The organism is Shewanella sp. BJSY2023SW001, assembly GCF_047314685.1.
Lineage (GTDB): Bacteria > Pseudomonadota > Gammaproteobacteria > Enterobacterales > Shewanellaceae > Shewanella > Shewanella indica.
On record NZ_JBKORF010000055.1, the window covers coordinates 1 to 22,622 of the forward strand.

The 22,622-nt window shown below is 51.5% G+C and carries 19 protein-coding genes and 1 riboswitch; of the genes, 12 read left to right on the top strand and 7 right to left on the bottom strand.

All coding sequences use genetic code 11. From position 1 onward, the window contains the following. On the bottom strand, positions 1 to 341 hold a 341-nt coding region (locus tag ACMHXH_RS13045; RefSeq protein WP_157824684.1), incomplete at its 3' end, for an IS110 family transposase. A 132-nt stretch (positions 342 to 473) separates the two neighbouring features. Here ACMHXH_RS13045 and ACMHXH_RS13050 point away from each other — a divergent pair. Continuing rightward, positions 474 to 854 (top strand): hypothetical protein, encoded by a 381-nt coding sequence (locus tag ACMHXH_RS13050; protein WP_413738150.1) that lies wholly within the window; start codon positions 474 to 476, stop codon positions 852 to 854. A gap of 454 nt (positions 855 to 1,308) precedes the next feature. Here the strand turns inward: ACMHXH_RS13050 and ACMHXH_RS13055 are convergent, their stop codons facing one another. Then, entirely contained in the window at positions 1,309 to 2,562 is a 1,254-nt protein-coding gene (locus ACMHXH_RS13055) for a valine--pyruvate transaminase (RefSeq protein WP_093982627.1), read from the bottom strand. 266 nt (positions 2,563 to 2,828) lie between these two features. Between ACMHXH_RS13055 and ACMHXH_RS13060 the strand changes: the two genes are divergently transcribed. Continuing rightward, positions 2,829 to 3,137, top strand: a complete 309-nt coding sequence (locus tag ACMHXH_RS13060) for a hypothetical protein (protein WP_039034409.1) — start codon at positions 2,829 to 2,831, stop codon at positions 3,135 to 3,137. Positions 3,138 to 3,244: 107 nt separating this feature from the next. Here the strand turns inward: ACMHXH_RS13060 and rlmM are convergent, their stop codons facing one another. From rlmM to ACMHXH_RS13080, 4 genes are all read right to left on the bottom strand, one after another. Then, positions 3,245 to 4,327 carry a 23S rRNA (cytidine(2498)-2'-O)-methyltransferase RlmM gene (gene rlmM, locus ACMHXH_RS13065; protein ID WP_071477122.1) on the bottom strand — a complete coding sequence of 361 codons (1,083 nt, stop codon included), beginning with the start codon at positions 4,325 to 4,327 and terminating at the stop codon, positions 3,245 to 3,247. 285 nt (positions 4,328 to 4,612) lie between these two features. Continuing rightward, positions 4,613 to 6,184 (bottom strand): Na+/H+ antiporter NhaC family protein, encoded by a 1,572-nt coding sequence (locus ACMHXH_RS13070; protein ID WP_039035925.1) that lies wholly within the window; start codon positions 6,182 to 6,184, stop codon positions 4,613 to 4,615. An 81-nt stretch (positions 6,185 to 6,265) separates the two neighbouring features. Beyond that, a riboswitch (Lysine riboswitch) is annotated at positions 6,266 to 6,464 on the bottom strand. A gap of 90 nt (positions 6,465 to 6,554) precedes the next feature. Next, positions 6,555 to 7,478, bottom strand: a complete 924-nt coding sequence (locus ACMHXH_RS13075) for an electron transfer flavoprotein subunit alpha/FixB family protein (protein WP_071477123.1) — start codon at positions 7,476 to 7,478, stop codon at positions 6,555 to 6,557. Further along, positions 7,479 to 8,228, bottom strand: coding sequence for an electron transfer flavoprotein subunit beta/FixA family protein (locus tag ACMHXH_RS13080; protein WP_039035927.1), 750 nt, complete (start codon positions 8,226 to 8,228; stop codon positions 7,479 to 7,481). Between the two features lie 319 nt (positions 8,229 to 8,547). Here ACMHXH_RS13080 and ACMHXH_RS13085 point away from each other — a divergent pair, with 319 nt between their 5' ends. The 8 genes from ACMHXH_RS13085 to ACMHXH_RS13120 all read left to right on the top strand — a co-directional run bounded on the left by ACMHXH_RS13085 (position 8,548) and on the right by ACMHXH_RS13120 (position 18,541). Then, positions 8,548 to 8,943: an H-NS family nucleoid-associated regulatory protein gene (locus ACMHXH_RS13085; RefSeq protein ID WP_039035928.1), complete on the top strand. Its 396-nt coding sequence runs from the start codon at positions 8,548 to 8,550 to the stop codon at positions 8,941 to 8,943. Positions 8,944 to 9,202: 259 nt separating this feature from the next. Beyond that, entirely contained in the window at positions 9,203 to 12,307 is a 3,105-nt protein-coding gene (locus tag ACMHXH_RS13090) for an amidohydrolase family protein (protein ID WP_335912616.1), read from the top strand. 32 nt (positions 12,308 to 12,339) lie between these two features. Beyond that, a complete protein-coding gene (locus tag ACMHXH_RS13095) occupies positions 12,340 to 13,608 on the top strand; it encodes an amidohydrolase family protein (RefSeq protein ID WP_071477129.1) in 1,269 nt (422 codons plus the stop codon). A 61-nt stretch (positions 13,609 to 13,669) separates the two neighbouring features. Next, on the top strand, positions 13,670 to 14,050 hold the full coding sequence (gene rcsF / locus ACMHXH_RS13100; protein ID WP_039035930.1) for an Rcs stress response system protein RcsF: 381 nt from the start codon (positions 13,670 to 13,672) through the stop codon (positions 14,048 to 14,050). A gap of 10 nt (positions 14,051 to 14,060) precedes the next feature. Beyond that, positions 14,061 to 14,795 carry a tRNA (N6-threonylcarbamoyladenosine(37)-N6)-methyltransferase TrmO gene (gene tsaA / locus ACMHXH_RS13105; protein ID WP_071477125.1) on the top strand — a complete coding sequence of 245 codons (735 nt, stop codon included), beginning with the start codon at positions 14,061 to 14,063 and terminating at the stop codon, positions 14,793 to 14,795. Beyond that, entirely contained in the window at positions 14,792 to 15,445 is a 654-nt protein-coding gene (locus ACMHXH_RS13110) for an acyltransferase (RefSeq protein WP_039035932.1), read from the top strand. The genes tsaA and ACMHXH_RS13110 overlap by 4 nt, the downstream gene beginning before the upstream one ends. A 98-nt stretch (positions 15,446 to 15,543) precedes the next feature. Continuing rightward, complete coding sequence (locus ACMHXH_RS13115; protein WP_071477126.1) at positions 15,544 to 16,722, top strand: GGDEF domain-containing protein; 1,179 nt, start codon at positions 15,544 to 15,546, stop codon at positions 16,720 to 16,722. Positions 16,723 to 16,822: 100 nt separating this feature from the next. Then, positions 16,823 to 18,541, top strand: coding sequence for a proline--tRNA ligase (locus tag ACMHXH_RS13120; RefSeq protein WP_071477127.1), 1,719 nt, complete (start codon positions 16,823 to 16,825; stop codon positions 18,539 to 18,541). A 160-nt stretch (positions 18,542 to 18,701) separates the two neighbouring features. Here the strand turns inward: ACMHXH_RS13120 and grpE are convergent, their stop codons facing one another. Further along, complete coding sequence (gene grpE / locus ACMHXH_RS13125; RefSeq protein ID WP_039035935.1) at positions 18,702 to 19,319, bottom strand: nucleotide exchange factor GrpE; 618 nt, start codon at positions 19,317 to 19,319, stop codon at positions 18,702 to 18,704. Positions 19,320 to 19,413: 94 nt separating this feature from the next. Between grpE and nadK the strand changes: the two genes are divergently transcribed. Together nadK and ACMHXH_RS13135 are read left to right on the top strand one after the other, a co-directional pair. Continuing rightward, positions 19,414 to 20,292, top strand: coding sequence for an NAD(+) kinase (nadK, locus tag ACMHXH_RS13130; RefSeq protein ID WP_039035936.1), 879 nt, complete (start codon positions 19,414 to 19,416; stop codon positions 20,290 to 20,292). A gap of 653 nt (positions 20,293 to 20,945) precedes the next feature. After that, positions 20,946 to 22,592, top strand: a complete 1,647-nt coding sequence (locus ACMHXH_RS13135; RefSeq protein WP_052248277.1) for an L-lactate permease — start codon at positions 20,946 to 20,948, stop codon at positions 22,590 to 22,592. Positions 22,593 to 22,622: the final 30 nt, after the last annotated feature.

Consider the following 22,622-nt stretch of genomic DNA (forward strand, 5'->3'; position numbering starts at 1 on the left):
CTACGCGCTAACCTGGCCAATGTCATGGCATCGCGTTTATCGGTTTTGACCCGGTCGCCCGGAGCTTTGGGGATGAGTGCCGGCGCTACCACCCAGCATTCAATGCCACGGCGCAACAGATGACGATAGAGCCAGAAGCCACAGGGACCAGCCTCATAGATAACACATAGCTTGCTGGTCTTGGCTGTTTGATTCTTAATGAGTTTATCGAATGAACGCAGGTTGGTTGGGATTGTGCCATGGTAATGCACGGTCTCAGCAGACTTATCAGAAACCCAGGCCACGTCAGTGGTCTCCTTGTGTACGTCCAACCCGATAAAAAGTGTGTTAGCTTTAGACATGTCGGCCTCCTGTGATTGTTTGCCTATTGGATCAACAAACAGTGTGGCTCTGGTTTAACTAATCCACGAGAAAACACGGAGGCCGACACCTGCACAGGGAATCATTATGTCTAGTTGCTTACTGGTATCCAAATGAATTTCGATAATTTGAAAAGCATTTTAGTTTTGGATGGTGACCATGAAATTAACCTAATTGATAATGACTGGTTGGTTACTAAAGGATTTAACTCAGACGACCATAATTGGTTATCTAAAGAGCAATTTGATGCAGTGTTCATTTCCACCTCTGAGCATTCAAATAATATCTCTGTTTATGCGTTTGAGACGTTTGAAAGAACATACACAAGTACAGGCTTAACTAAGAGGTTAAACGCTGAATATGAATTGAACTGGGAAAGCTTTGATAGATTTCAGAGTTCCACTGATATCCTATTCCTATATGTGGTTCCTAAAAATTTGAGTTGGATTTTCTATGCAAATAGGGATTGGTGGCAGTTTGCAAAACGCAACTAACAAGCTGTTGAATAGTGGACAAAATTCAGTTGGCTGATTTCGCTCCGCTCAAGATTATAGCCAACCAAATTTTGCCCTTTAACAAGCGAGAAGTAACAAAGACACCCATCAGTAAGTAACAAAGACACCCATTATTAGCTGAGTGAAGGCTCTAGTTGCCTGACTCACAGAAACACTGATGTTTTCACTGAGAGAAAATAATCTTTCAAGCCTTTTGAGGGGTGCTCGGTTATTGAAATGAGTGCAAAAAATCGAATTTCAGGCACGATGGAGTTCGAACAAAGTTCGATTGGAGAGAAATATCTTGGAGCCTCGGGGGTTCAGCTAAACAGCTTCTGACAGTTAGCTAGTTTATCTAACTAAAAGGTGTCTGGAAAACTAGTGGCGATTCATAACGCTACAGCAGAGTTGCTTGAAACTCACAGCAAGCAACTCTGCGATAATAACCTTGGTTTCAACCAAGCTGTGCCCAAGCCTTATTGACTTCTTCGGCGATGATTTCAATGCCGCGGCGCATCAACTCGGGTTGTTGCACATAGTTCATCCGAATACACTCACCGGCGTGTGGCCACTCTTCGGCCAGTCCGAAGAAGAAGTACTCTCCGGGCACCACCAACACGCCCCTGGCTTTCAGGCGTCGATAAAGTTCCATGGCACTGATGGGCAGGCCTTCAAACCAGAGCCAAAGGAAAATCGCCCCCTCGGGTTTATGAATTCTGAACCTGGGGTCCGGCAGAGCCTGTTGCAGCATGGCCACGGTTTGCTGCGCCCGCTGCAGATAAAAAGGCCGCACTACTTCATTGCCGAGCCGCAGCATATCACCACGGGCTATCATCTCTGTCGCCATCGCCGGGCCCATGCTGCCCGGTGCCAGAGAGATAATACCGTTGATATTGGTCAGCGCCTGGGTAATGGCTTGGTTGGCTATCACTATGCCGCAGCGCAGCCCCGGCAGCCCCAGCTTGGAGAGACTCATGCACAGCACAGTGTTGTCGTTCCAGAAAGGAGTCACATCCTCAAACAGAATATTGGGGAAAGGTGAGCCATAGGCGCAGTCGAGGATCAGCGGGATCCCATGCGCTCTTGCCAGCTTATCCAGCTTATCCACCTCTTCATCGGTCAGCACATTGCCCGTAGGGTTAGTCGGCCGTGAAACACAAATGGCGCCGATATCGGCATCGACTTTAAGCCTTTCAAAATCGATATGATATTTGAACAAACCGCCATCCAGCTTGGTGATTTCCGGCTTGAAGGTACGAAACAGTTCATCTTCCAGACCGGCATCACTGTAGCCGATATACTCAGGGGCCAGCGGCAGTAAGATCTTGCGTTTTTGCCCCTCGGCAGTGGTACCGGCAAATAGATTGAACAGCGCGAAAAACGAGCTCTGGCTGCCGTTGGTGAGGCTGATATTGTTTTTGGTCAGCGACCAACCGTAGGTATCGTTAAGCAGCTTGGCCAAGGCATTGAGAAAGGCATCTTTTCCCTGCGGGCCATCATAGTTGGTCATGGCCGCGAGCAACTCGCCCTTGGCCAGCATATCGGCACTGAGCTCGGTAAAATAGTCGAGCATGGAGGGGATGGCCGCCGGGTTACCGCCCCCCAGCATAATCGCCCCCGGAGTGCGTAGCCCTTCGTTGAGATCATCCATCAACTGGGTGATACCTGTATAACGGTTAAACTTGTCGCCAAACTTGGAAAACTGCATTACTTCTATCCGCAGACTCATATCAAGAAACAGAACTTATTTAGTAACAGGAACCGCGGCGGATTACACCTTAAAAGTTTTTTAGTTGCGTGATACAACTCAATATTTTCCAAGCTTAAATGGCTGCAAACGCCCCGAGTAAGAGTTACATGGTCTTTTGAGAGTAGATTTTTGTGCGCCAGCGAACATTTCGCCGACACCGACTTGTTGATCCATTATCCGGGGCACACACTTAAAAACAGGAGAAGCAGCCAGAGGAGCAGCGGGTGTCAGCCTCAAAACTGAGTGAACTAAAGCAGCAACAGCAGAGTCTGTTAGAGCAGGAATTGATGCGGGAGCAAGCCGGTTCCCTGGGCGTTGCCGGCAAGAAGCTGGAACAGGCATTGCAGGATTACCGGCGCCACCATCACCTGTCACCGAGAAAGAAAGCCGAATACATCAGTGTGGTGGCCGATGCCGTCTATAACCTGATGTTGACCCGGGAGCTACTCGGCTTTATCGATAGCAATCTTGAGTGGGTTTGCGGCCAATATGACATTCCGGATGCCGTGCTGCAGCATATGGCCTTGAGCTGAAAAGCATCAAGGCCAGCTTGGGGCAAGGAAGGTGCGAACCACGCCTTGCATCCAGGCCCATAAGCCGACGCAGAGCACACATGGGACTTGTTCGCCCCCTCCCCAACTCACCAAGGCGAGTTGGGTCGCAGCCACAGGTGCACTGTCACTTCATCCCTGTCGTGGTAGAGATGTTTACAAGCCAGCTTAAACTCTGTGATGCCGTTTTCTTTGAGAATGGCCTGCATATTTTCCAATATGGTGCTCACCTCTTTGTAACGGCTCTTCATCGGCAGTTTCAGGTTAAAGATAGCCTCTTTAAACCAGCCATTGATGGCCCAGGCTTCCATCAGTTCGGCCACCCTGGCCGGCTTTTCCACCATGTCACACACCAGCCAATAGATGTTCTTGCGCTTGGGCTCAAAACGGAAACCATCGGCCTGGAAGTGAGTCACCTGGCCGGTTTCCATCAAACCCGCATCCATGGGGCCGTTGTCGACGGCCGATACAAACATGCCGCGGCGCACCAACTGATAGGTCCAGCCGCCGGGACAGGCGCCGAGATCTACGGCGTTGAGACCGCTACGCAAACGCTCTTCCCGCTGCGGCTCGGGAATAAAGTGATTGAAGGCCTCATCCAGTTTCAAAGTCGAGCGGCTGGGCGCATCGGCGGGAAACTTGAGCCTGGGGATCCCCATAAAAAACGGTGACGAGTTATGGCTGTAGGAATAACCGGCAAACGCTTTGCCCGGTGCCACAAAGCACACATGGATTATCGGCCGCTTGGGATTTTCCTTGGTCAGCAGTGTACCACTCTGTTTCAACGACTGACGCAGCGGCACGGTAAACTTGCGGCAGAAGGTCAGCAGCTCTTTGGCTTCGTTGGTATCCGGGGTTTCGACCCTGAGTTCACCGCCCTTGCTAACATCTTCAAGCGCGGCGGTAATTGGCCCTACCCTGTCTTCCGGAGGCAGGTCGCTGAGCAGATCGCCGCAAACAAACATCTGCCGGGCAAAGATCAATGAGTCCAGCGCCAGTTCCTGTGCCAGAGTGTCGGCTTCCCCTTCGGCAAAACATTGAAAGATCACATAGGCATCGTTGTTGTTGGCCTTGACGAAACCACCGACATTGAGCAGTGCCGCCCGATTTTGGATCTCGGCCGCGCACTCTTTTTCATAGCCGGCACGACAAAACAGAAACAGGTTGTTCATTGGTATTTCCAAACAGTGAATCTTACCGGAAAGCCTCCGGCAACTGGCGAAGGCGGCAAGTATATCAGAAGCCTTTTCCCATCGCAGGTTAGTTATTCCATTCCTTGTTGGACTTTAAACCAGCATTAATCTTGATCAGGTATTCAAATACGGCCGAACTTGATGCCGGCACACGACTCTTTACCAAAGCCAACTCCCAAGCTGAATCAAGTAAACGAAATGGCATTACAACAAAACACCCGCCATCAGGGCGGGTGCTGTTAACGCAAGCTATTGAGTGGCAGCTCAGGCATTAGTATTCTTGGGTTGTTGCCATTTGAGCCACACCAATCCCAGCAGGAATAGTACACAGCTACAGGCAAGCCCCAACCATACCGACTCGGTAAAACCGAGCACTATATAACCACCGAGGGAAATAAGCGCCACCAAGACCGCATAAGGCAGCTGAGTCAACACGTGATCGATATGATGACAGCCGGCACCTGTAGATGACAGAATCGTGGTGTCCGATATCGGCGAGCAGTGGTCGCCAAATACAGCACCAGCCAACACGGCCGCCAACATAGGCAACATCATACTGCTGTGGCTGCCCATAGCCATATCGGCAGCAATCGGCAACATGATCCCGAAAGTGCCCCAGCTGGTGCCGGTAGAAAAGGCGGTAAGCCCAGCCAAAATAAATAACACGGCCGGCAGCAAGGCAAAGGGAATATTGCCACTGGCGAGACTGGCCATAAACTTGCCGGTTTCCAATGAGCCTATGATCCCGGCTATGGTCCAGGCAAACATCAGAATATAGATGGCCGGCAACATGGAGCGAGCCCCCGAGGTGAGCGCCTTGAGGATCATCTTGGCTTCAATCTTCTGGATAAAGGCCAGCAGCAGCGTTACCACCAGTCCGATGGAAGCGCCAAAAAACAGTGACGAGCCCACATCGGTTTTCTCAAAGGCACCTATGATGCTGAAAGGCAGGCTTTCTGCCGCCAGGGCATCGGCGCCGCTGGAAACCATAAAGTAGAAGGTCGCCACCACCAAGACACCTATGGGCAGGAACAGGCCGTGCACCTGACCGGTTTCCGCCTCGGGCAGATCGGCATTGGCACCTGGCGGCAGTCCCTTGGACTCATCATAGAGATTGCCTTTACGGGCATTAAGCTCGTGTTTGCGCATGGCGCCGATATCCAGCTCCATATAGGCCACGCATAGCAAGAGCGCCAGGGCAAACAGGGCATAGAAGTTCATCGGGATCATCTGCACGAAAGCGCTCAGATGTCCGGTCTCGGTAAAACCATGAGCCGTGAGAATACCGCCGATAAGGGCAATAATATAGGCACCCCAGCTGGAAACCGGCGAGATAACGCACACAGGCGCTGCGGTTGAATCCAAAAGATACGCCAGTTTGGAGCGGGAGATATAATATCTGTCGGTCAGCGGTCTAGCGATACTGCCCACCACCAGGCTGTTGAAGTAGTCATCGATAAACACCACACAACCGAGAAACATGGTTAGCAGCTTAGCATCACGACGATTGCGGATATGCTGTCTGGCCCAGTTAGCAAAGGCTCTGGCAGAGCCACTAACAGTAATCAGTGCAGTGATCATTCCCAGCAGCACCAGGAACCCCAGAATATACAGGTTCCAGGCATTAAAAGCGCCATCGTCCCAAACCAGGGAAAGCACCCTTTGCCCCAGATAAACCCCGGTATCCAACACCGACCATTGATTGAGCAACAAGGCTCCGATCAGTATTCCCAGCCCTAGAGATAACAACACCCGCCGGGTGAAGATCGCCAATAAAATTGCCACAACCGGCGGCAACAAAGAGAGTGCCGAGTCGGCATAACTTAGTACTGTCATTGAGTCTTGTTCTTCGTTAAATACGAATGGAGGGCAACTGAACTGGTGGGAAAAGGCAAAAACATACCGAGTAGCACCTGTCCTTTCAGTAGCGCTCCATAGTAACGTCAATCTGTCATCCCGACAGAATATACTATGGCAGTGCTGCCCCTATTTGGTAACAGCCCCAGCGGTGGACTTTGATGAGTCGCAACCCCTTCGGCACCAAATCCTTTCGCGATACATAAACGGAATCACCCTGCTTACCGCTACTGATATTTAGTGCGCCTCTACTTCTCAGGACGCCTGATTTCAGGCGTGAGGCACATAAAAACATAGGCGGCTTTGAGGATGCTACCCCAAAGCCGCCTATCGTGACCTAGATCACAGATTAAATCAACTCGTTCAACTTGGGCACCACATCAAACAGATCAGCTTCCAGACCATAATCGGCAACCTGGAAAATAGGCGCTTCAGGATCTTTATTGATAGCCACTATGACTTTTGAATCCTTCATCCCGGCCAGATGCTGAATCGCTCCGGAGATACCCACAGCGATATACAGCTCTGGCGCCACAATTTTACCTGTCTGACCGACCTGCAAATCGTTAGGAACAAATCCGGCATCTACGGCGGCCCGTGATGCACCTACGGCGGCGCCAAGCTTATCGGCCAAGGTTTCCAGCATGGCAAAGTTTTCGCCACTGCCCATACCGCGACCACCGGAAACAATCACTCTGGCACTGCCAAGCTCCGGACGAGCCGACTCGGTCAAACTCTGAGAGACAAAGCTGCTCTTGGCGTCAAAGACGCTGTCGAGCTGATTGATTTCAGCTGAACCTGTCTCGGCAACGGCGTCGAAGGCGCTGGCGCGCACTGTGGCCACTTTCTTGTTATCCAGACTCTTAACGGTCGCCATGGCGTTACCGGCATAGACGGGACGGACAAAAGTATCGGCATCGATCACCTTGGTGATCTCAGAAAGTTGAGCCACATCCAGCAAAGCCGCCACTCTTGGCAGTATATCCTTACCCTGGCTTGAGGCTGCAGCCAGAATATGGCTGTAGTCGCCACTCAAAGACAAGATGAGCTCACCAATATTGTCGGCAAGATGAGCACCATAGGCAGGATTATCGGCCAACAGTACTTTACTGACACCTTCAAGCTTGGCGGCGGCATCGGCTGCGGCCTTGCAATCCTGACCGGCAACCAAGAGGTGAATATCTCCACCTATGGCTTTGGCCGCGGCGACGACTTTGGCTGTGTCCTGTTTCAGGCTGGCATTATCGTGTTCTGCTATTACTAATACGGCCATTTAGATCACCTTCGCTTCGTTTTTCAACTTGTCCACCAGCTCCTCAACGGAAGCCACCATCACACCCGCCTGACGGCTGGCCGGCGTTGCTACCTCCAACACCTGTACGTGCTGCTTGAGAGTCACTTCCAGATCCTCAATGCTCATGGTTTCCAGCGGCTTGCGCTTGGCCTTCATGATATTGGGCAAAGAAGCATAGCGAGGCTCATTCAGACGCAGATCCGCTGTAACTACAGCCGGTAGAGGCATGGACAGAGTCTGTAAACCACCATCCACTTCACGGGTAACCAGCAAAGTTTCACCTTCCAGCTTCACTTCAGATGCAAAGGTTGCCTGAGGCATACCGGCGAGCGCCGCCAGCATCTGTCCGGTCTGATTGTTATCACCATCGATGGACTGCTTGCCGAGCAGAATTAGCTGCGCCTGCTCTTTGTCCTGCACTGCCTTGAGTAACTTGGCAATAGAAAGGGGCACCAGCTCTTCATCGGTTTCAATGTGAATGGCACGGTCGGCGCCCAGAGCCAATGCGGTACGCAGTTGCTCCTGTGCCGCCTTGGGACCTATGCTGACAACAACGACCTCAGAAGCACTGCCGGCTTCTTTTAGACGTACGGCTTCTTCTACCGCAATTTCACAAAATGGATTCAACGCCATTTTCAGGTTGGCTGTTTCAACGCCTGTATTGTCAGCCTTGACCCTGACCTTAACATTGGCATCGACCACACGTTTTACTGGCACCAATACTTTCATAGGGTTTCCTTCCTACACCTTGTATCTTATGTGGATTACGTACCGATGATACCAGATACATCAGTACAGGATGGCTCAACTTTACGTGCTGTTGACGTTAACGTCAACAGTAGTTTAAACGCTCGTTTGCCAATTCTGTCACACTTTATGGTCAGTTTTTTGAACACTTGGCAACTTTTATGGTCGTAGAATTGAAATAAATAAAGAAATTAATGTCAATTGACGTAAAAATATTTGATCCTGACACTTATAGTTTCTATTATTTATAGCGATATTCACCTTAACCCAATTTATAAATTAGCGTGGGACCTAAATACTTATGAGCGATTTTCTTGATATATTGACTCACGGCCGTCGTTTTAAAGCCGCAGTAAAAGAGTTAAGCGTTGCAGATCTGCGCGATCTGGCAGTCAAATTGGATAAGATCATTATTGATCGTGAAGAAGAAGCCAAGAAAGAAGAAAAGGCACAGGCTGAACGTCTGTCTAAAATTGAAGAGATCCGTAAGCAGATGGAAGCCGTTGGCCTATCTGTTGAAGATCTGGGTAATGTTGCTGCCGCCAAGGCTGCTCCCAAGAAGCGTGCTCCCCGCCCACCAAAATACAAAATCGTTGTAGATGGTCAAACTATTACTTGGACCGGCCAAGGCCGTATGCCAACTGTATTCAAGAACGAAGTAGATAAAGGTCGTTCAATGGATGATTTCCTGATTTAATCAGGTTTTCCTAGCTTAAGCCTCGACAGTGTCGGGGCTTTTTTATGTCTGATAGAAGTCTGGCATCTGTTAAAAAGCCTTACAATTACGCCTTGGCATTTACATTTAGGCTGAGTTAAGTTTACGACTGCCGACTTAAAGCGAGGCTTTCGTCCGCTTTTTTATCACTCTTAGGGGAAACGTACTGATTGATCGCAGCCTGTTCCTCTCTGATGACAATGACTCTCCCCAAGGAATTATGACAAGGTAGCCACAACAGATGAGAATTTCTTTCCCCGCCATAAACCTACTGTTGTTCAGTCTTGTGGCCTGTAGCGCCTTTGCCGATGAGACACAGCTGACAGACAATACTCCGAGATTGACCGCCTTAACCCATGCCAAGCTTATACTTTCACCTGGGAAACAGCTGGATAACGCTACATTACTTATTGAAAATAACCGAATAAAACAAGTAATTTCCAATAATGAAATTCCACAAAATGCTTATAAGATAGATCTCAATGGTTACACCATCTATCCGGGATTTATCGATCCCTTTGCCGAATATGGTTTGGAGTATTCAGAATCTGCGGCCGCAATTGAAGCTCCAGTCTATCAAATTAAGTCAAAAGGGGCGGTAGCCGCAAATGGCGCCATTCATGCAGAGAAAGAATGGTTTACTTATGTCTTGCCGGACAACAAAACTGCATCAAATTGGATAAGTAATGGCTTCACCAGTGTCCAGAGTGCACATCTTGACGGAATATTCAGGGGAGTCGGCGTCTCACTTTCTTTGGCCGACAAAAAGAGTAACCAAGTGATATATCGCCCCAGAAGCCGACATTTTATGGCATTTGATAAAGGCAATTCACCACAGGATTATCCCAATTCTCTGATGGGAAGCATAGCGTTAATAAGACAGACTCTCAGTGATGCCAACTGGTATAACCAGAATAAAAAGAATGCAGCCGGACGCGAGGGTTTATTATCACCGGAATTTAATACCGCCCTTGAGCGCTTACACGATATAAAAACTCGTGGTGTGATATTTGACACCCGAAATCTCAATAACCAGTTGCGTGCAGCTAAGCTCTTGAGCCAATCAGATATCCAGCCAATCTTACTGGGAAATGGCCAGGAGTATGCAAGAGTGAAAGAACTGCTAGAATATCGACCCGAGTTGATATTGCCGTTGAACTTTCCTGCAGCTCCTCAGGTCAGTGACGAAGACTATGCCAGAGAAGTGCCACTCAACATCTTGAGACATTGGGAGCGGGCACCGAGTAATCCCGCCGTCCTCGCCGCCAATAACATTCCTTTCTCCTTCACCCAATATGGCATGGATGGCAAAGCCTTTTGGCCCAGATTAAGAATGGCGCTGCAGGCCGGCCTCGATGAAGAAGCCGCATTGGCAGCGCTGACAACCCAGGCCGCTGCAGCTGCCGGCATAGAGGATTTAGTCGGTAAACTGGCACCTGGCTATATGGCCGATCTGGTGATAGCCAAAGGCAATCTGTTTCAGGACGGCGAAATAATCAGCGTTTGGCTACAAGGGGAAGAGCAAAAACTAATGCCACCTGGATATCAGTGGCAAGGCAGTTATCGCCTGCATCTAGCTGAACTGGAACTGGATCTTGAACTACAACTGAGTCAACAAAAGCCCCGAACGCTCAGGGGTAGCCTCAGCAGCGGTGATCAACAAGTAGAACTCGCTCATCTAACTACCGATAGCAAACGCCTGAGCTTCAGTGCCAATTTGCAAGATGCCGGTATCGGTGGCATTAGTCGAATAACCCTTTGGCAAGATGATGAAGGGCTGCAGGGCAGACTCTTGCATGCCGACGGTGCCATCACCCAATTGGCCGGTTCAAGATTGCCGCACGCACCTTTAACGGCAGAAACAGCTGAAGAAACGAAAGCCTCAGCAGCGGCAGTCAACTCTCAGTCAAAGACAATCAGTAAAACTGAACCCGAGTATCTCAGCCGTTTGACGAGTCCACTGCAAGCCTATGGCCGCAGTGAGCAGCCAGGTACGGAAAAACTGCATATCCGCAATGTCACCCTTTGGACCTCAAGCGAGGCCGGCATAATTGGCAACAGCGACCTGATTCTGGCCAACGGCAAGATTGCAAAGATTGGTACCAATCTCAGCACCCCGAGTGGTTATCAGGTCATAGAGGGAGCTGGCATGCACCTGACTGCCGGGATCATAGATGAGCATTCCCACATTGCCGTCAACGGCGGCCTCAATGAGATGTCCGATGCCATCACCTCAGAAGTGCAAATAGCCGATGTGCTGAACCCAGATGATATTGCCATCTATCGCTCCTTGGCCGGTGGCGTCACCACCGCCAATCTGCTGCATGGCAGCGCCAACCCCATAGGTGGCCAGTCGCAGGTCATTCAACTGCGCTGGGGAGAGTCGGCCGAAAACCTCAAGTTCACCCAAGCCCATCAAGGGATTAAGTTTGCTTTGGGGGAAAACGTCAAACAGAGCAATTGGGGTGAGCGTTATACCCGCAGATTCCCGCAAAGCCGCATGGGGGTTAAAGCCCTGATGAGTGATGCTTTCAATGCCGCCAGAGACTATAAAGATGCCCAAGCCCAATATGCCGAGTTGCGTTCTCGGGAGAAACGTAAGCAGCTCTCCCCTCGCCCCGATTATCGTTTACAGGCGATTGCCCAAGTGCTGAACGGCGAACGCGATGTGCATATTCACTCCTATGTCCAGTCTGAAATCCTGATGTTCTTGCGCCTCGCCGAGGCTTACGATTTCAAAGTCACCGCCTTTACCCATGTACTGGAAGGTTACAAGCTGGCCCCCGAATTGGCGGCTCATGGCGCTGGTGCTTCCACCTTTGCCGACTGGTGGGCCTATAAATTTGAGGTCTATGATGCCATTCCGCAAAATGCCTGTTTGATGATGAATGCCGGCGTGCTCACCTCAATTAACTCAGATGACTTTGAGATGCAGCGTCGCCTGAATCAAGAAGCCGCCAAGTCGGTGAAATACTGCGATATGTCCCAGGAAGATGCCTGGAAGATGGTAACCATCAACCCCGCAAAACAGCTCGGAATAGACGCCATAACAGGTTCTATAGAAGAGGGAAAACAGGCAGATTTGGTGCTCTGGGATGCCAACCCCCTATCGGTTTATGCCAAGAGTCAGGCAGTGTGGATTGGCGGCAAACGCTACTTCGACCGCGCTGAAGATAAGCAAATGACCCAGGCTATTGTCAGCGAGCGCCAAGCGCTGATCCAGAAAATTCTTGGCAGCGACCCGGCGCGGCTTCAAGGCGAAACGACTTCAGAAATCATAGAGCCCTTGTGGCAATGCGATACCCAATTCAACGCCTGGGGCCAGAATAAGGAGAGCCGCCTGTGACCAAGTTTCCTCTATTGCCACGCATGGCATCTATGCTGGCACATCTGCTGCTGGGTGGTTCACTCTTGATGCTCGCCCCGGTAAAGGCCCATAACCTGATCCCGGCCGAGCATCAGCAACAAGCCATATTGCTGAAAAACGCCACGGTTCACACCGTCAGCCAAGGCACTCTCGAGAATACCGATGTGCTGCTCGAGCAAGGTGTTATCAGCGCCGTAGGCCCGGGATTAACGGCTGAAAATGCCCGGGAATTTGATCTCAGTGGCAAACACCTTTATCCCGGCCTCATAGCACTGGATACCACCCTGGGATTGGTGGAAATAGCCATGGCCAGGCCAACAGTCGATAGCCGTGATGTGGGCAGTGCCAATCCACAGCTTGAAGCCGCCAGCGCCTTCAACCCGGATTCGGAATTGTTGCCCAGTGTGCGGGCCAACGGTATCACCCACGCGCAAATAGTCCCAAGAGGCACAGGCATTGCAGGGCAATCTGCACTGGTATCCCTGGATGCCTGGACCATAGAAGATGCCCAGGTCCCAGCCAGACCACAGTTCCACCTCTATTGGCCAACGGAGCCGCAAAAACAAGGTACCAACAAGGCGAATAAACAGGCACAACTGGCCTATCAGGACGCGCTGTCACAGATACACAAACACTTTGAAGCGGGTAAACGCTATGCCTTGAGTCAGCAAAGCAGCGAAGGCGCCCTTGAAGACAGCCGCTGGCAAGCGCTCTTACCGCTGTATCGCCAAGAGGGGCGGCTGTTTGTTCATGCCGACAGGCAGCGGCAGATAGAGGCGGCCATTGCCCTCGCCCGTCAGTATGGATTCAAGCTCACCCTGGTCGGTGGCTATGATGCCTGGCGCCTGGGTGCAGCGCTCAATGAAATAGAGGCAAGCGTCATCTATACCCATACGCTTGACTTGCCACTGCGCGAAGATGAGCCCATAGGTCAGGCATTTAGAGTACCGGCGTTGCTCAAGCGCGCCGGTATTCCCTTCGCTCTCGGCTTCAGCTCCGATTGGGACAGCCGTAACCTGCCGCTGGCAGCAGGCCAAACTGTAGCTTGGGGGCTCAGCAAAGAGCAGGCGCTCAAGGCGATTACGCAAGATGCCGCCAAGATACTGGGCGTAGACAAGCTAGGGGCGATAGCGCCCGGGTTTCAGGCCAATCTGGTAGTCAGCAGCGGCGATATTCTCGATCCCATGAGCAGCAGGATAGAGCTGATGTTTATCGACGGCAGACAGGTGGATCTCAACAATCGTCATCGGCAGCTTTATCAAAAGTATTTGAAGCGATAGAATTTCCCATACAGCTCCCGGGATGGCCGGGAGCATGAACGAATAACTATAAGGCCTGGCCATGAAACCGATTTTTCTTTCCACTCTGGTACTGCTGCTTGGCGGCTGCGCCGGGGAATACAGCTTCAATTCCAACCTAGACAGCCAGGCTATTGAGGAGTACTTCAAACCCTCGGAAGTACAGTTGTTCGATGGCAGCCGACCAACGGGCCAATATGAAGTGCTGGGATTGGTTGAGGGTAATGCCTGCCAGTCCGAGCCCGATGGTGTACCGGCCACTATGGCTGATGCCCGTACCGAGGCGCGCCGGGCGGCAGCAGATATGAAAGCCAATGGCCTCATTATTAAAAACTGTGTCGAAACCCAGGAAGCCGCAGCCGGTTGCTATACCAGCGCCATGTGTGTCGGCCAGGCTATTCGTCTGACAACCCCGAAGGAGTAAGCCTGACGTTATGGGGTTTTCGACTCAGATAGAAGCGGTTGCCTATTGCCGGACACCATATAAACAGAAGTTTGGTATTCCTCGTCAGCCGGGGTTGGTGGACTTTGTTCGCGGTTTTGTCGAGCTGACAGCACCTTACAATCATATCGATGCGGTGCGTGGGCTGGAGCAGTACTCCCACCTCTGGTTACTGTTCTGCTTTCATGAAAATCTGGCCCAGGGCTGGAAAACCACCGTGCGTCCTCCCCGGCTCGGCGGTAATGAAAAGCTCGGAGTGTTTGCTACCCGCTCCACCTTCAGGCCCAATGGCATTGGCCAATCCGTGGTGAAGCTGCATCAAATCCACCAAGTCAAAGGCAAGGTCATACTGGAGATATCCGGCATGGATCTGCTCGATGGCACCCCGATAATCGACATCAAGCCCTATATCCCCTTCTCGGATGCGATACCCGACGCGATAGGCGGCATAGCGCAGCAGGCTCCCGAGCAGGTTGAGGTCAGCTTCAGCAATCAGGCAGTAGAACAACTGAGCCAATTCGAGAAACGCTATCCCGGGCTGGATAAGCTTATTCAAGCGGTGTTGGCCCAGGACCCGAGACCCGCTTACAAGAAAGGTAAACCGGATCCGAAACGTTATCAGGTGGCGCTGTATGATCTGGATATCTTCTGGTATGCCCAAGAGCAAGGCATTGAAGTCGAAACCATACAGCCCTTTTGTGCCAAAGCGTCCGGCGCCGGAGCATGATTGATTTTAAGCCCTCAGCGGATGATTATCAGGAACAGCACAAGAGGCGCCTCTCCTGGATGCCCTGGCTCTGGTATCGCCTCAAACCCAAGCATCTCGAATGGGCTCTTCCCTGGCAGCAGGCAATTCAGGCCAAATTACAGGCTTTGGAAACCATCAGCATAGGACAGAACTGCTTTATCGCCCCCGAAGCAGAACTGTTTGCCGAACCCGGCAGGCCGATAATCCTGGGCGATGAGTCCATGATAGCCGCCAACTGCTTTCTGCACGGGCCGATCCAGATAGGCCGGGAGGTCAGCATTAACCACGGATGCTCACTGGACGGCGGCAGTTGCGGCATAGTGATAGGTGCCAAGACCCGCATCGCCAACAATGTCACTATCTATGCCTTCAATCATGGTATGGCGCCGGATATGCCCATCTATCGTCAGAGCAGCCAATCCAAGGGAATAGTTATTGGCGAAGATGTCTGGATTGGCGCCCAGGCCGGAATCGTCGATGGCGTGACCATAGGCGACTGCGCCATCATTGGCATGGGCGCCGTTGTCACCAAGTCGGTACCCGCGTTTGCCATAATGGCGGGAAACCCTGCTAAAGTAGTAGGAGATAGACGCGATAAGCCACTGACAGGCAGAGAGAAAAATCAATAATTAGGAAGATGAGCGCCATGGATTGCCAAACCCGCCCAAACACACAACCACCAAGAAGCATACCAAAGGGGTTACCGGGTATCCGCAGCAGATTACTGTTGAGTTTTTTCCTGCTGGCCGGGCTGATAGTATTTTTTGGCGGTGCCAGCCTCTGGATAATAGATAGCACAAACACAACCCATATCGCCGAACTGCAGAAGCAAAAACAGCTGCTGCAAGCCATTAGAGCCAATCAAATGCAGCATCTGGCACTATTGAAACTCAAAAACAACTGGCCCAGTTATCCCCTTAATGAACGGGAGGCGATTCTTGATGAAACCAGGCAGAGACAACGACAGATAATATCCACCCTGAGCCAGTTTACCCTGGCAACCAAAGAATATGATGAGGCCTTGGTTCTGGGGCAGCAATTGTCAGTGATGAGCGGTCACCCCCTGAGAGCGCCACATATGAATGGCATGATAAGCGCCATAGATCATCTTTCTCTGCGCCTGTCCGGCATAGGCCTGACCCATCTGGATGCCCAGATGCAAAAGAACAGCCAATCGCTGATGCAAACCCTGCTATGGCTGGTGATCGGGTCACTGGCGCTGATAGTTTTGAGCCAATCTGTAGCCTGGACAGTCATTGGCCGCCACTTGCTCAAGCCTCTATTGCAGACCAGCAACAAGCTCAGCGAACTGGTAGAGCAAAACTTTGGTGGCCGCTCGCCAGCCCCGGTGAACCGGGAAACACTCAAGATAAACCATGCGCTGTTGTCCCTTGAGGCGCAGATGAGAGCCTTGACCAGCGAGCAGCAACAAGACGAACTCACGGGGCTTTATAACCGCCGTACATTCAACCAGTTGATGAAACAGTCCTGGCATAAGGGAATAGTAAGGCAGCACAGGATAGGCTTACTCCTCATTCAAAGCGATCAGGCTATTGCCAGCGAAACTCTGCTGCATTTGGCCCAGAGGCTGCTGGACTTTAAGATCAACGGTGAATATTTTCTGGCACGGTTACAACAATCTCAGTTGGCGCTGTTACTGCCAAACCAGGATCCGGAAGCCTGTATCCGCATCGCCCAGAGCCTCAATCAATTTGTGTTGGCGGCCAATCTGCGAGCCAAGGCCCAAAGCCCACGACTCACAGTCTCTATCGGCGTGGCCAACATCCAACCCAGCAGACAAAATAATTGGGACAGTTTAGTGTTTCAAGCAGAAGAAGCCCTGCTCAGCGCCCAAAATCGCGGCGGCAACTGTAGTGCCGGTGTCAATCAGTTGCCGACGAGCTAAATTCGAACAAGGAAAGGGGAATTTATCCGCCCTGGCCGCGTGACATCATCGAAGCAAGTGATAAAATGGCGGCCATTCAATTCATTTCGGACCCAAGGTAATGCGAGTCAGTCAATACCTGTTATCAACACAGAAAGAAAACCCTGCCAATGCAGAGATAGTCAGTCATCAGCTTATGCTGCGCGCCGGTATGATACGTCGCAACGCCTCAGGCCTCTATAGCTGGCTGCCGTCCGGCCTGCGCGTACTACGCAAGGTCGAAGCCATTGTGCGTGAAGAGATGAACAAGGCCGGTGCCATCGAAATTCTGATGCCCATGGTACAGCCGGGGGATCTCTGGGTGGAAACAGGTCGCTGGGACAAGTTTGGCCCGGAACTGCTGCGCTTTGTAGACCGTCACAATCGTGACTTCGTTCTGGGCCCGACCCACGAAGAAGTGATTACCGATCTGGTGCGCAAAGAAGTCAGTTCCTACAAGCAACTGCCGCTGACCCTGTATCAAATCCAGACCAAATTCCGTGATGAAGTTCGCCCACGCTTCGGTGTTATGCGCTCACGTGAGTTCCTGATGAAAGATGCCTACTCTTTCCATCTGGATCAGCAAACCATGGATGATACCTATCAGGCCATGTACACAGCTTACAGCAACATCTTGTCACGCATGGGCCTGGCCTTCCGTCCTGTACTGGCGGATACCGGCTCTATCGGTGGCAGCATGTCACACGAGTTCCACGTACTGGCAAGCAGCGGCGAAGATCTGATTGCTTACTCCAATGGCAGCGACTATGCTGCCAATATCGAGAAGGCTGAAGCGCCGCTGCCGACCACAGAGCGCGCCGCACCCACTCAGGAAATGACTTTGGTCGACACGCCAAATGCCAAAACCATAGACGAGCTGGTTGAGCAGTTTGGCCTTGATATCACCAAGACGGTTAAGACACTGATAGTCAAAGGCGCCACCGAAGAAGCCCCACTGGTGGCCCTGGTTGTCCGTGGCGACCATGAGCTGAACGAAGTCAAAGCCGACAAACTGGAACTGGTTGCCGCGCCGCTGGAATTTGCCTCTGAAGCAGAAATCCGTGACGCCTTGGGAGCCGGCCCAGGTTCTCTTGGCCCAGTCGGTCTGTCTATTCCTGTGGTCATAGATCACAGTGTTGCCGTGATGAGCGACTTTGCCGCCGGCGCCAACCTAGACGATAAACACTATTTCGGTATCAACTGGGAGCGGGATCTGCCGCTGGCCAGTGCCGCCGATATCCGTAATGTAGTGGAAGGCGAAACCACCCCTGACGGCAAAGGCACTTACGCCTTCGCCCGCGGTATTGAAGTTGGCCATATCTTCCAGTTGGGCACCAACTACTCGGCCGCCATGAACGCCACTGTGCTTGACGAGAATGGCAAGTCTCAGACTCTGCTGATGGGCTGTTATGGTGTCGGCGTCAGCCGCATCGTTGCCGCCGCCATCGAGCAGAATCACGACGACCGCGGTATCATCTGGCCGGAAGCGATTGCGCCATTCACAGTGGGTATTCTGCCGATGAATATGCACAAGTCACACAGAGTGACAGACACTGCCGAACAGCTTTATAAAGAGCTGACCGATGCGGGTATCGAAGTGCTGTTTGATGACCGTAAAGAGCGCCCTGGCGTGATGTTTGCCGATATGGAACTCCTGGGTCTGCCTCACACCATAGTGATTGGCGACCGCAACCTGGATGCCGGTGTTTATGAGTATAAGAACCGCCGCACCGGAGAAAAGCAGGAAGTGCCTATGGCAGAGATAGTGGACTTTATCAAAAAAGCCGCTGGCCAGAAGTAAGCTCCTGGATTCAAGAGCCCCCAGGCTCCAGAAAAAACCAGGAACAAGAAAGCCGAGCTAAGCTCGGCTTTTTCATGGCTGGAAACCTGCTTGCAAATAAAAAACCGCAGACTTATCTGCGGTTTTTTAGTCTCGCCGTTATGGGCGTTTTAGTGCGCTATCAGGCTTGGGTATCAACACCCTCACCGCCCTTGGACACCATTACCATGGCAGGACGCAGCAAACGCTCATTGAGCTGATAGCCCTTTTGCATCACCAGCATCACGGTATTGGCCGGGAACTCGGCGCTTGGTTGCATGCCAATGGCTTGGTGCTGATCAGGGTTAAAAGCTTCGCCGATAGGATCTATCTGCTTGACACCGAACTTCTCCACCGCTGACAGGAAGCTCTTCAGTGTCAGCTCAACACCTTCAAACAAAGGCTTGGTGACTTCATCAGCCTTATCTGCGCCCACCAGAGCACGTTCCATGTTATCGATCACAGGCAACAGTTCATTGCTGAACTTTTCCAGGGCAAACTTATGTGCCTTCTCTACATCCTGCGCCGCCCGGCGACGGATGTTGTCAACTTCGGCTGCGGCACGGATGACAGAATCTTTCTGCTCCTCAACTGTCGCCTGTGCGTCAGATAAAGCCTGCTCCAGCTCCTCAATACGGAAGTTCGCCTGAGTCAACTCGTCGATAATGCCGCCTTCCTCAGCTACGCCCTCGGTGGTTTCAACCTGGTCAACCACTTCTTCGACCTGTTCCTGCTCTGCTTTAAATGACTCTTTGTTCATTTCTACTCCAGCTAAAAATGCTTTGTTTCTGCATACTCTGGGCATATTATGGGGATCAAATTGACCGTTTCAACCCCCAGAGTTCCCAAAATCTATGTCCACTGAGTTTCATACTATAGGCCTGATAGGAAAACCCCACCATCAGGGGACCAACCTGACCCTCAAGCGTCTGCATTATTGGCTGAAAATGCAAGGCTATGATGTGCTTGTGGAAGAGAGAGTCGCGGCTGAACTCGGGAAAGATGTACGCGCGGTAGACCTACTGGATATCGGCGAGCACTGTGATCTGGCGATAGTCGTCGGGGGGGATGGCAATATGCTGGGTGCAGCTCGGGTACTGGCGCGCTTCGATCTCGGCGTTATCGGTGTCAACCGCGGTAATCTGGGTTTTTTAACCGATCTGCCGCCGGATGCCTTTGAAGAGTCGCTCGCCAAGGTGCTGGATGGCGAATACGCCACAGAGCACAGGTTCCTGCTGGAAGCCGAGGTTTATCGCCACGGCGAAGTCAAAGCCAGCAATACCGCCGTCAACGAGGCCGTGTTGCACCCAGGCAAGATAGCCCATATGATCGAGTTCGAGGTTTATATCGACAACCAGTTCATGTACAGCCAACGGGCCGATGGCATGATAGTCTCTACACCGACCGGCTCAACCGCCTATTCGCTGTCGGCCGGCGGCGCGATATTGACCCCTAATCTCGAGGCACTGATCCTGGTGCCCATGTTTCCCCATACCCTCTCCTGTCGTCCCATAGTGGTCGACGCCTCCAGCATCATCAAACTGGTAGTGTCACCGGAAAACGGCGAAAACCTGGAAGTGAGCTGTGACGGCCATGTCACCTTGTCTGTGATGCCGGGCGATGAAATTATCCTGAGGCGCAGCAAAGAGCGGCTCAAACTCATCCACCCAAAGGGGCACAACTACTTTCATGTATTGCGCAACAAGTTAGGTTGGGGCAGTAAACTCTTTTGAAGCTTGAGTGGCCTGAGCAAACTCTTACAGCTACAAACGCAGTTCAGCCACAGGCCTGGGTTAAAGCACCTGAGAACAAAGGTGCTTTTTTGTTATTTATTTTCAAAAAATGTAAAACAGCACTCACGTGATCAATGTCACGTTTTATGACGCCCGATATAACGGTGACTAAGATCACGGTAAGCCAGCAAGAAAAAACAACTTATCTATCTGATTTTTATTAGTTTAAATAAAAACACCCAAAAACTAACTTCACCAAAAGCTCAATTAGTGTGACTTAAATCACATTCAAGATTTGCGATATAAGCCTGTCATTCCATCATAAATGAAATAACAGGATCACTTTATTACCCTTTTGAGTAAAACAAAGCCATAATTCCTAAGGTTGTGGGCCATTTTTTAAATATCTATTCCCCAAAGTTATATAAACGCCAGCACGGTAGTGATATCCGTCACACTTTTCCATTTGCCGGCGGAGACACGGCTCCCATAACCGAAAACTTAAGCCACATACGAAAGGCAAGATGATCCAGATCATTTTGGTTCCGGGTAAATTAACCATGATAAGCACGCACAACAACAAATGGGAAAGGCGATAGCACTTTCTCAACACCACAATAAGCACAAGCAACATATGAAATGATGAGGCAACCATGACATTTCTTCAGTTACTCGCAAGTCTGACACCCGTGATCAGCGTCATGCTGTTCCTGGTGTTGCTCCGGATGCCCGCATCCAGAGCTATGCCAATCTCCATGGTGATAACCGCCCTGGCCGCCGTTTTTATCTGGCAGATGGACACTACTCTGCTGGCCGCCTCCGTGGTTGAAGGCCTGCTGTCGGCGATTACACCTTTAACCATCATCTTCGGTGCAGTATTCCTGCTCAATACCCTGAAATACTCGGGTGCCATGGATACCATTCGTGCCGGTTTTACCAATATCAGTTCAGACGCCAGGGTTCAGGTGATCATCATCTGTTGGCTGTTCGGCTCTTTTATTGAGGGTTCTGCCGGTTTTGGTACACCAGCCGCGATTGGCGCGCCTCTGTTGGTGCTCTTGGGTATCCCACCGATTGCGGCCGCCGTGGTTGCCCTGGTCGCCGACTCAACTTCAGTGTCTTTCGGTGCCATTGGTCTGCCAGTGCTCTTTGGTATGGAACAGGGCCTGCTCGAAGGCGGTACCAGCATGGCTGCGGCGCAAATTGCCGAACATGGGGGCCACTTCAGCGATTATGCTCAGTTCATTGCCATGCATATGATCACCATAGATTTGATCACAGGTACGCTGATCCCCTTGGTAATGGTGTCTGTGCTGACTGGCTTCTTTGGTCGCAACAAGTCCTTCAAGGAAGGCTTAGCCATCTGGAAATTTGCCCTGTTCGCCGGTTTAGCCTTCACCATTCCTGCCTGGTTGATCAACTTCTTCGCCGGCCCAGAGTTCCCTTCCGTGATTGGTGCCCTGGTCGGTATGGCATTGGTAATCCCGGTTGCCCGCAAAGGCTGGTTACTGCCTAAAACCCCTTGGAATGACTTCGCTGAAAATGACAAAGAGGGCGAAACAGCTCAAGTAGAGAGCAAGGCGCGTTTCTCCCAGTTGGCCGCCTGGACCCCTTACCTGATCATGGCAGGTCTCTTGGTGCTTTCACGTGTGGTACAGCCACTGAAAGCCTGGTTGAACAGCTTCAACATTAGTTGGACCGGCCTGTTAGGCACTGAGCTCAAGGCCGGCTTCGCCACCTTCTTTGCACCGGGCGCCTTCTTTATTGCCGTGTGTATTCTGGGCTTCTTCCTGTTCAGAATGAACTCCAAGGCCATCAAAGAATCGGTTACGGTTTCCTGCAAATCCATGGTGCCAACCATTATCTCTCTGGGTGCCTCTGTGCCTATGGTGAAAATCTTCCTCAACTCAGGCACCAACAGTGCCGGTCTGCAATCCATGCCGGTAGCATTGGCCGATATGCTGGCCGGAAGCCTCGGCAGCGTTTGGGCCTGGATTTCCCCGATAGTCGGGATTTTCGGTGCCTTCCTGTCGGGTTCGGCCACCTTCTCCAATATGATGTTCTCCGGCCTGCAATACAGCGTGGCCGATAACATAGGGGCAAACCATGCACTTATCCTGGCACTGCAAGGTATTGGTGCCAACGCAGGTAACATGATGTGCGTGATGAACGTGGTCGCGGCGGCAACCGTGGTCGGTATGGCCGGTCGCGAATCTGAAATCATCCGTAAGACTATGCCTGTAGCACTTGGCTATGCTTTGCTGGCCGGTACCTTGGCAATGCTCTGGGGCGGATTCTAATAACGATAATAACTCCTCGATAAGGCAGCC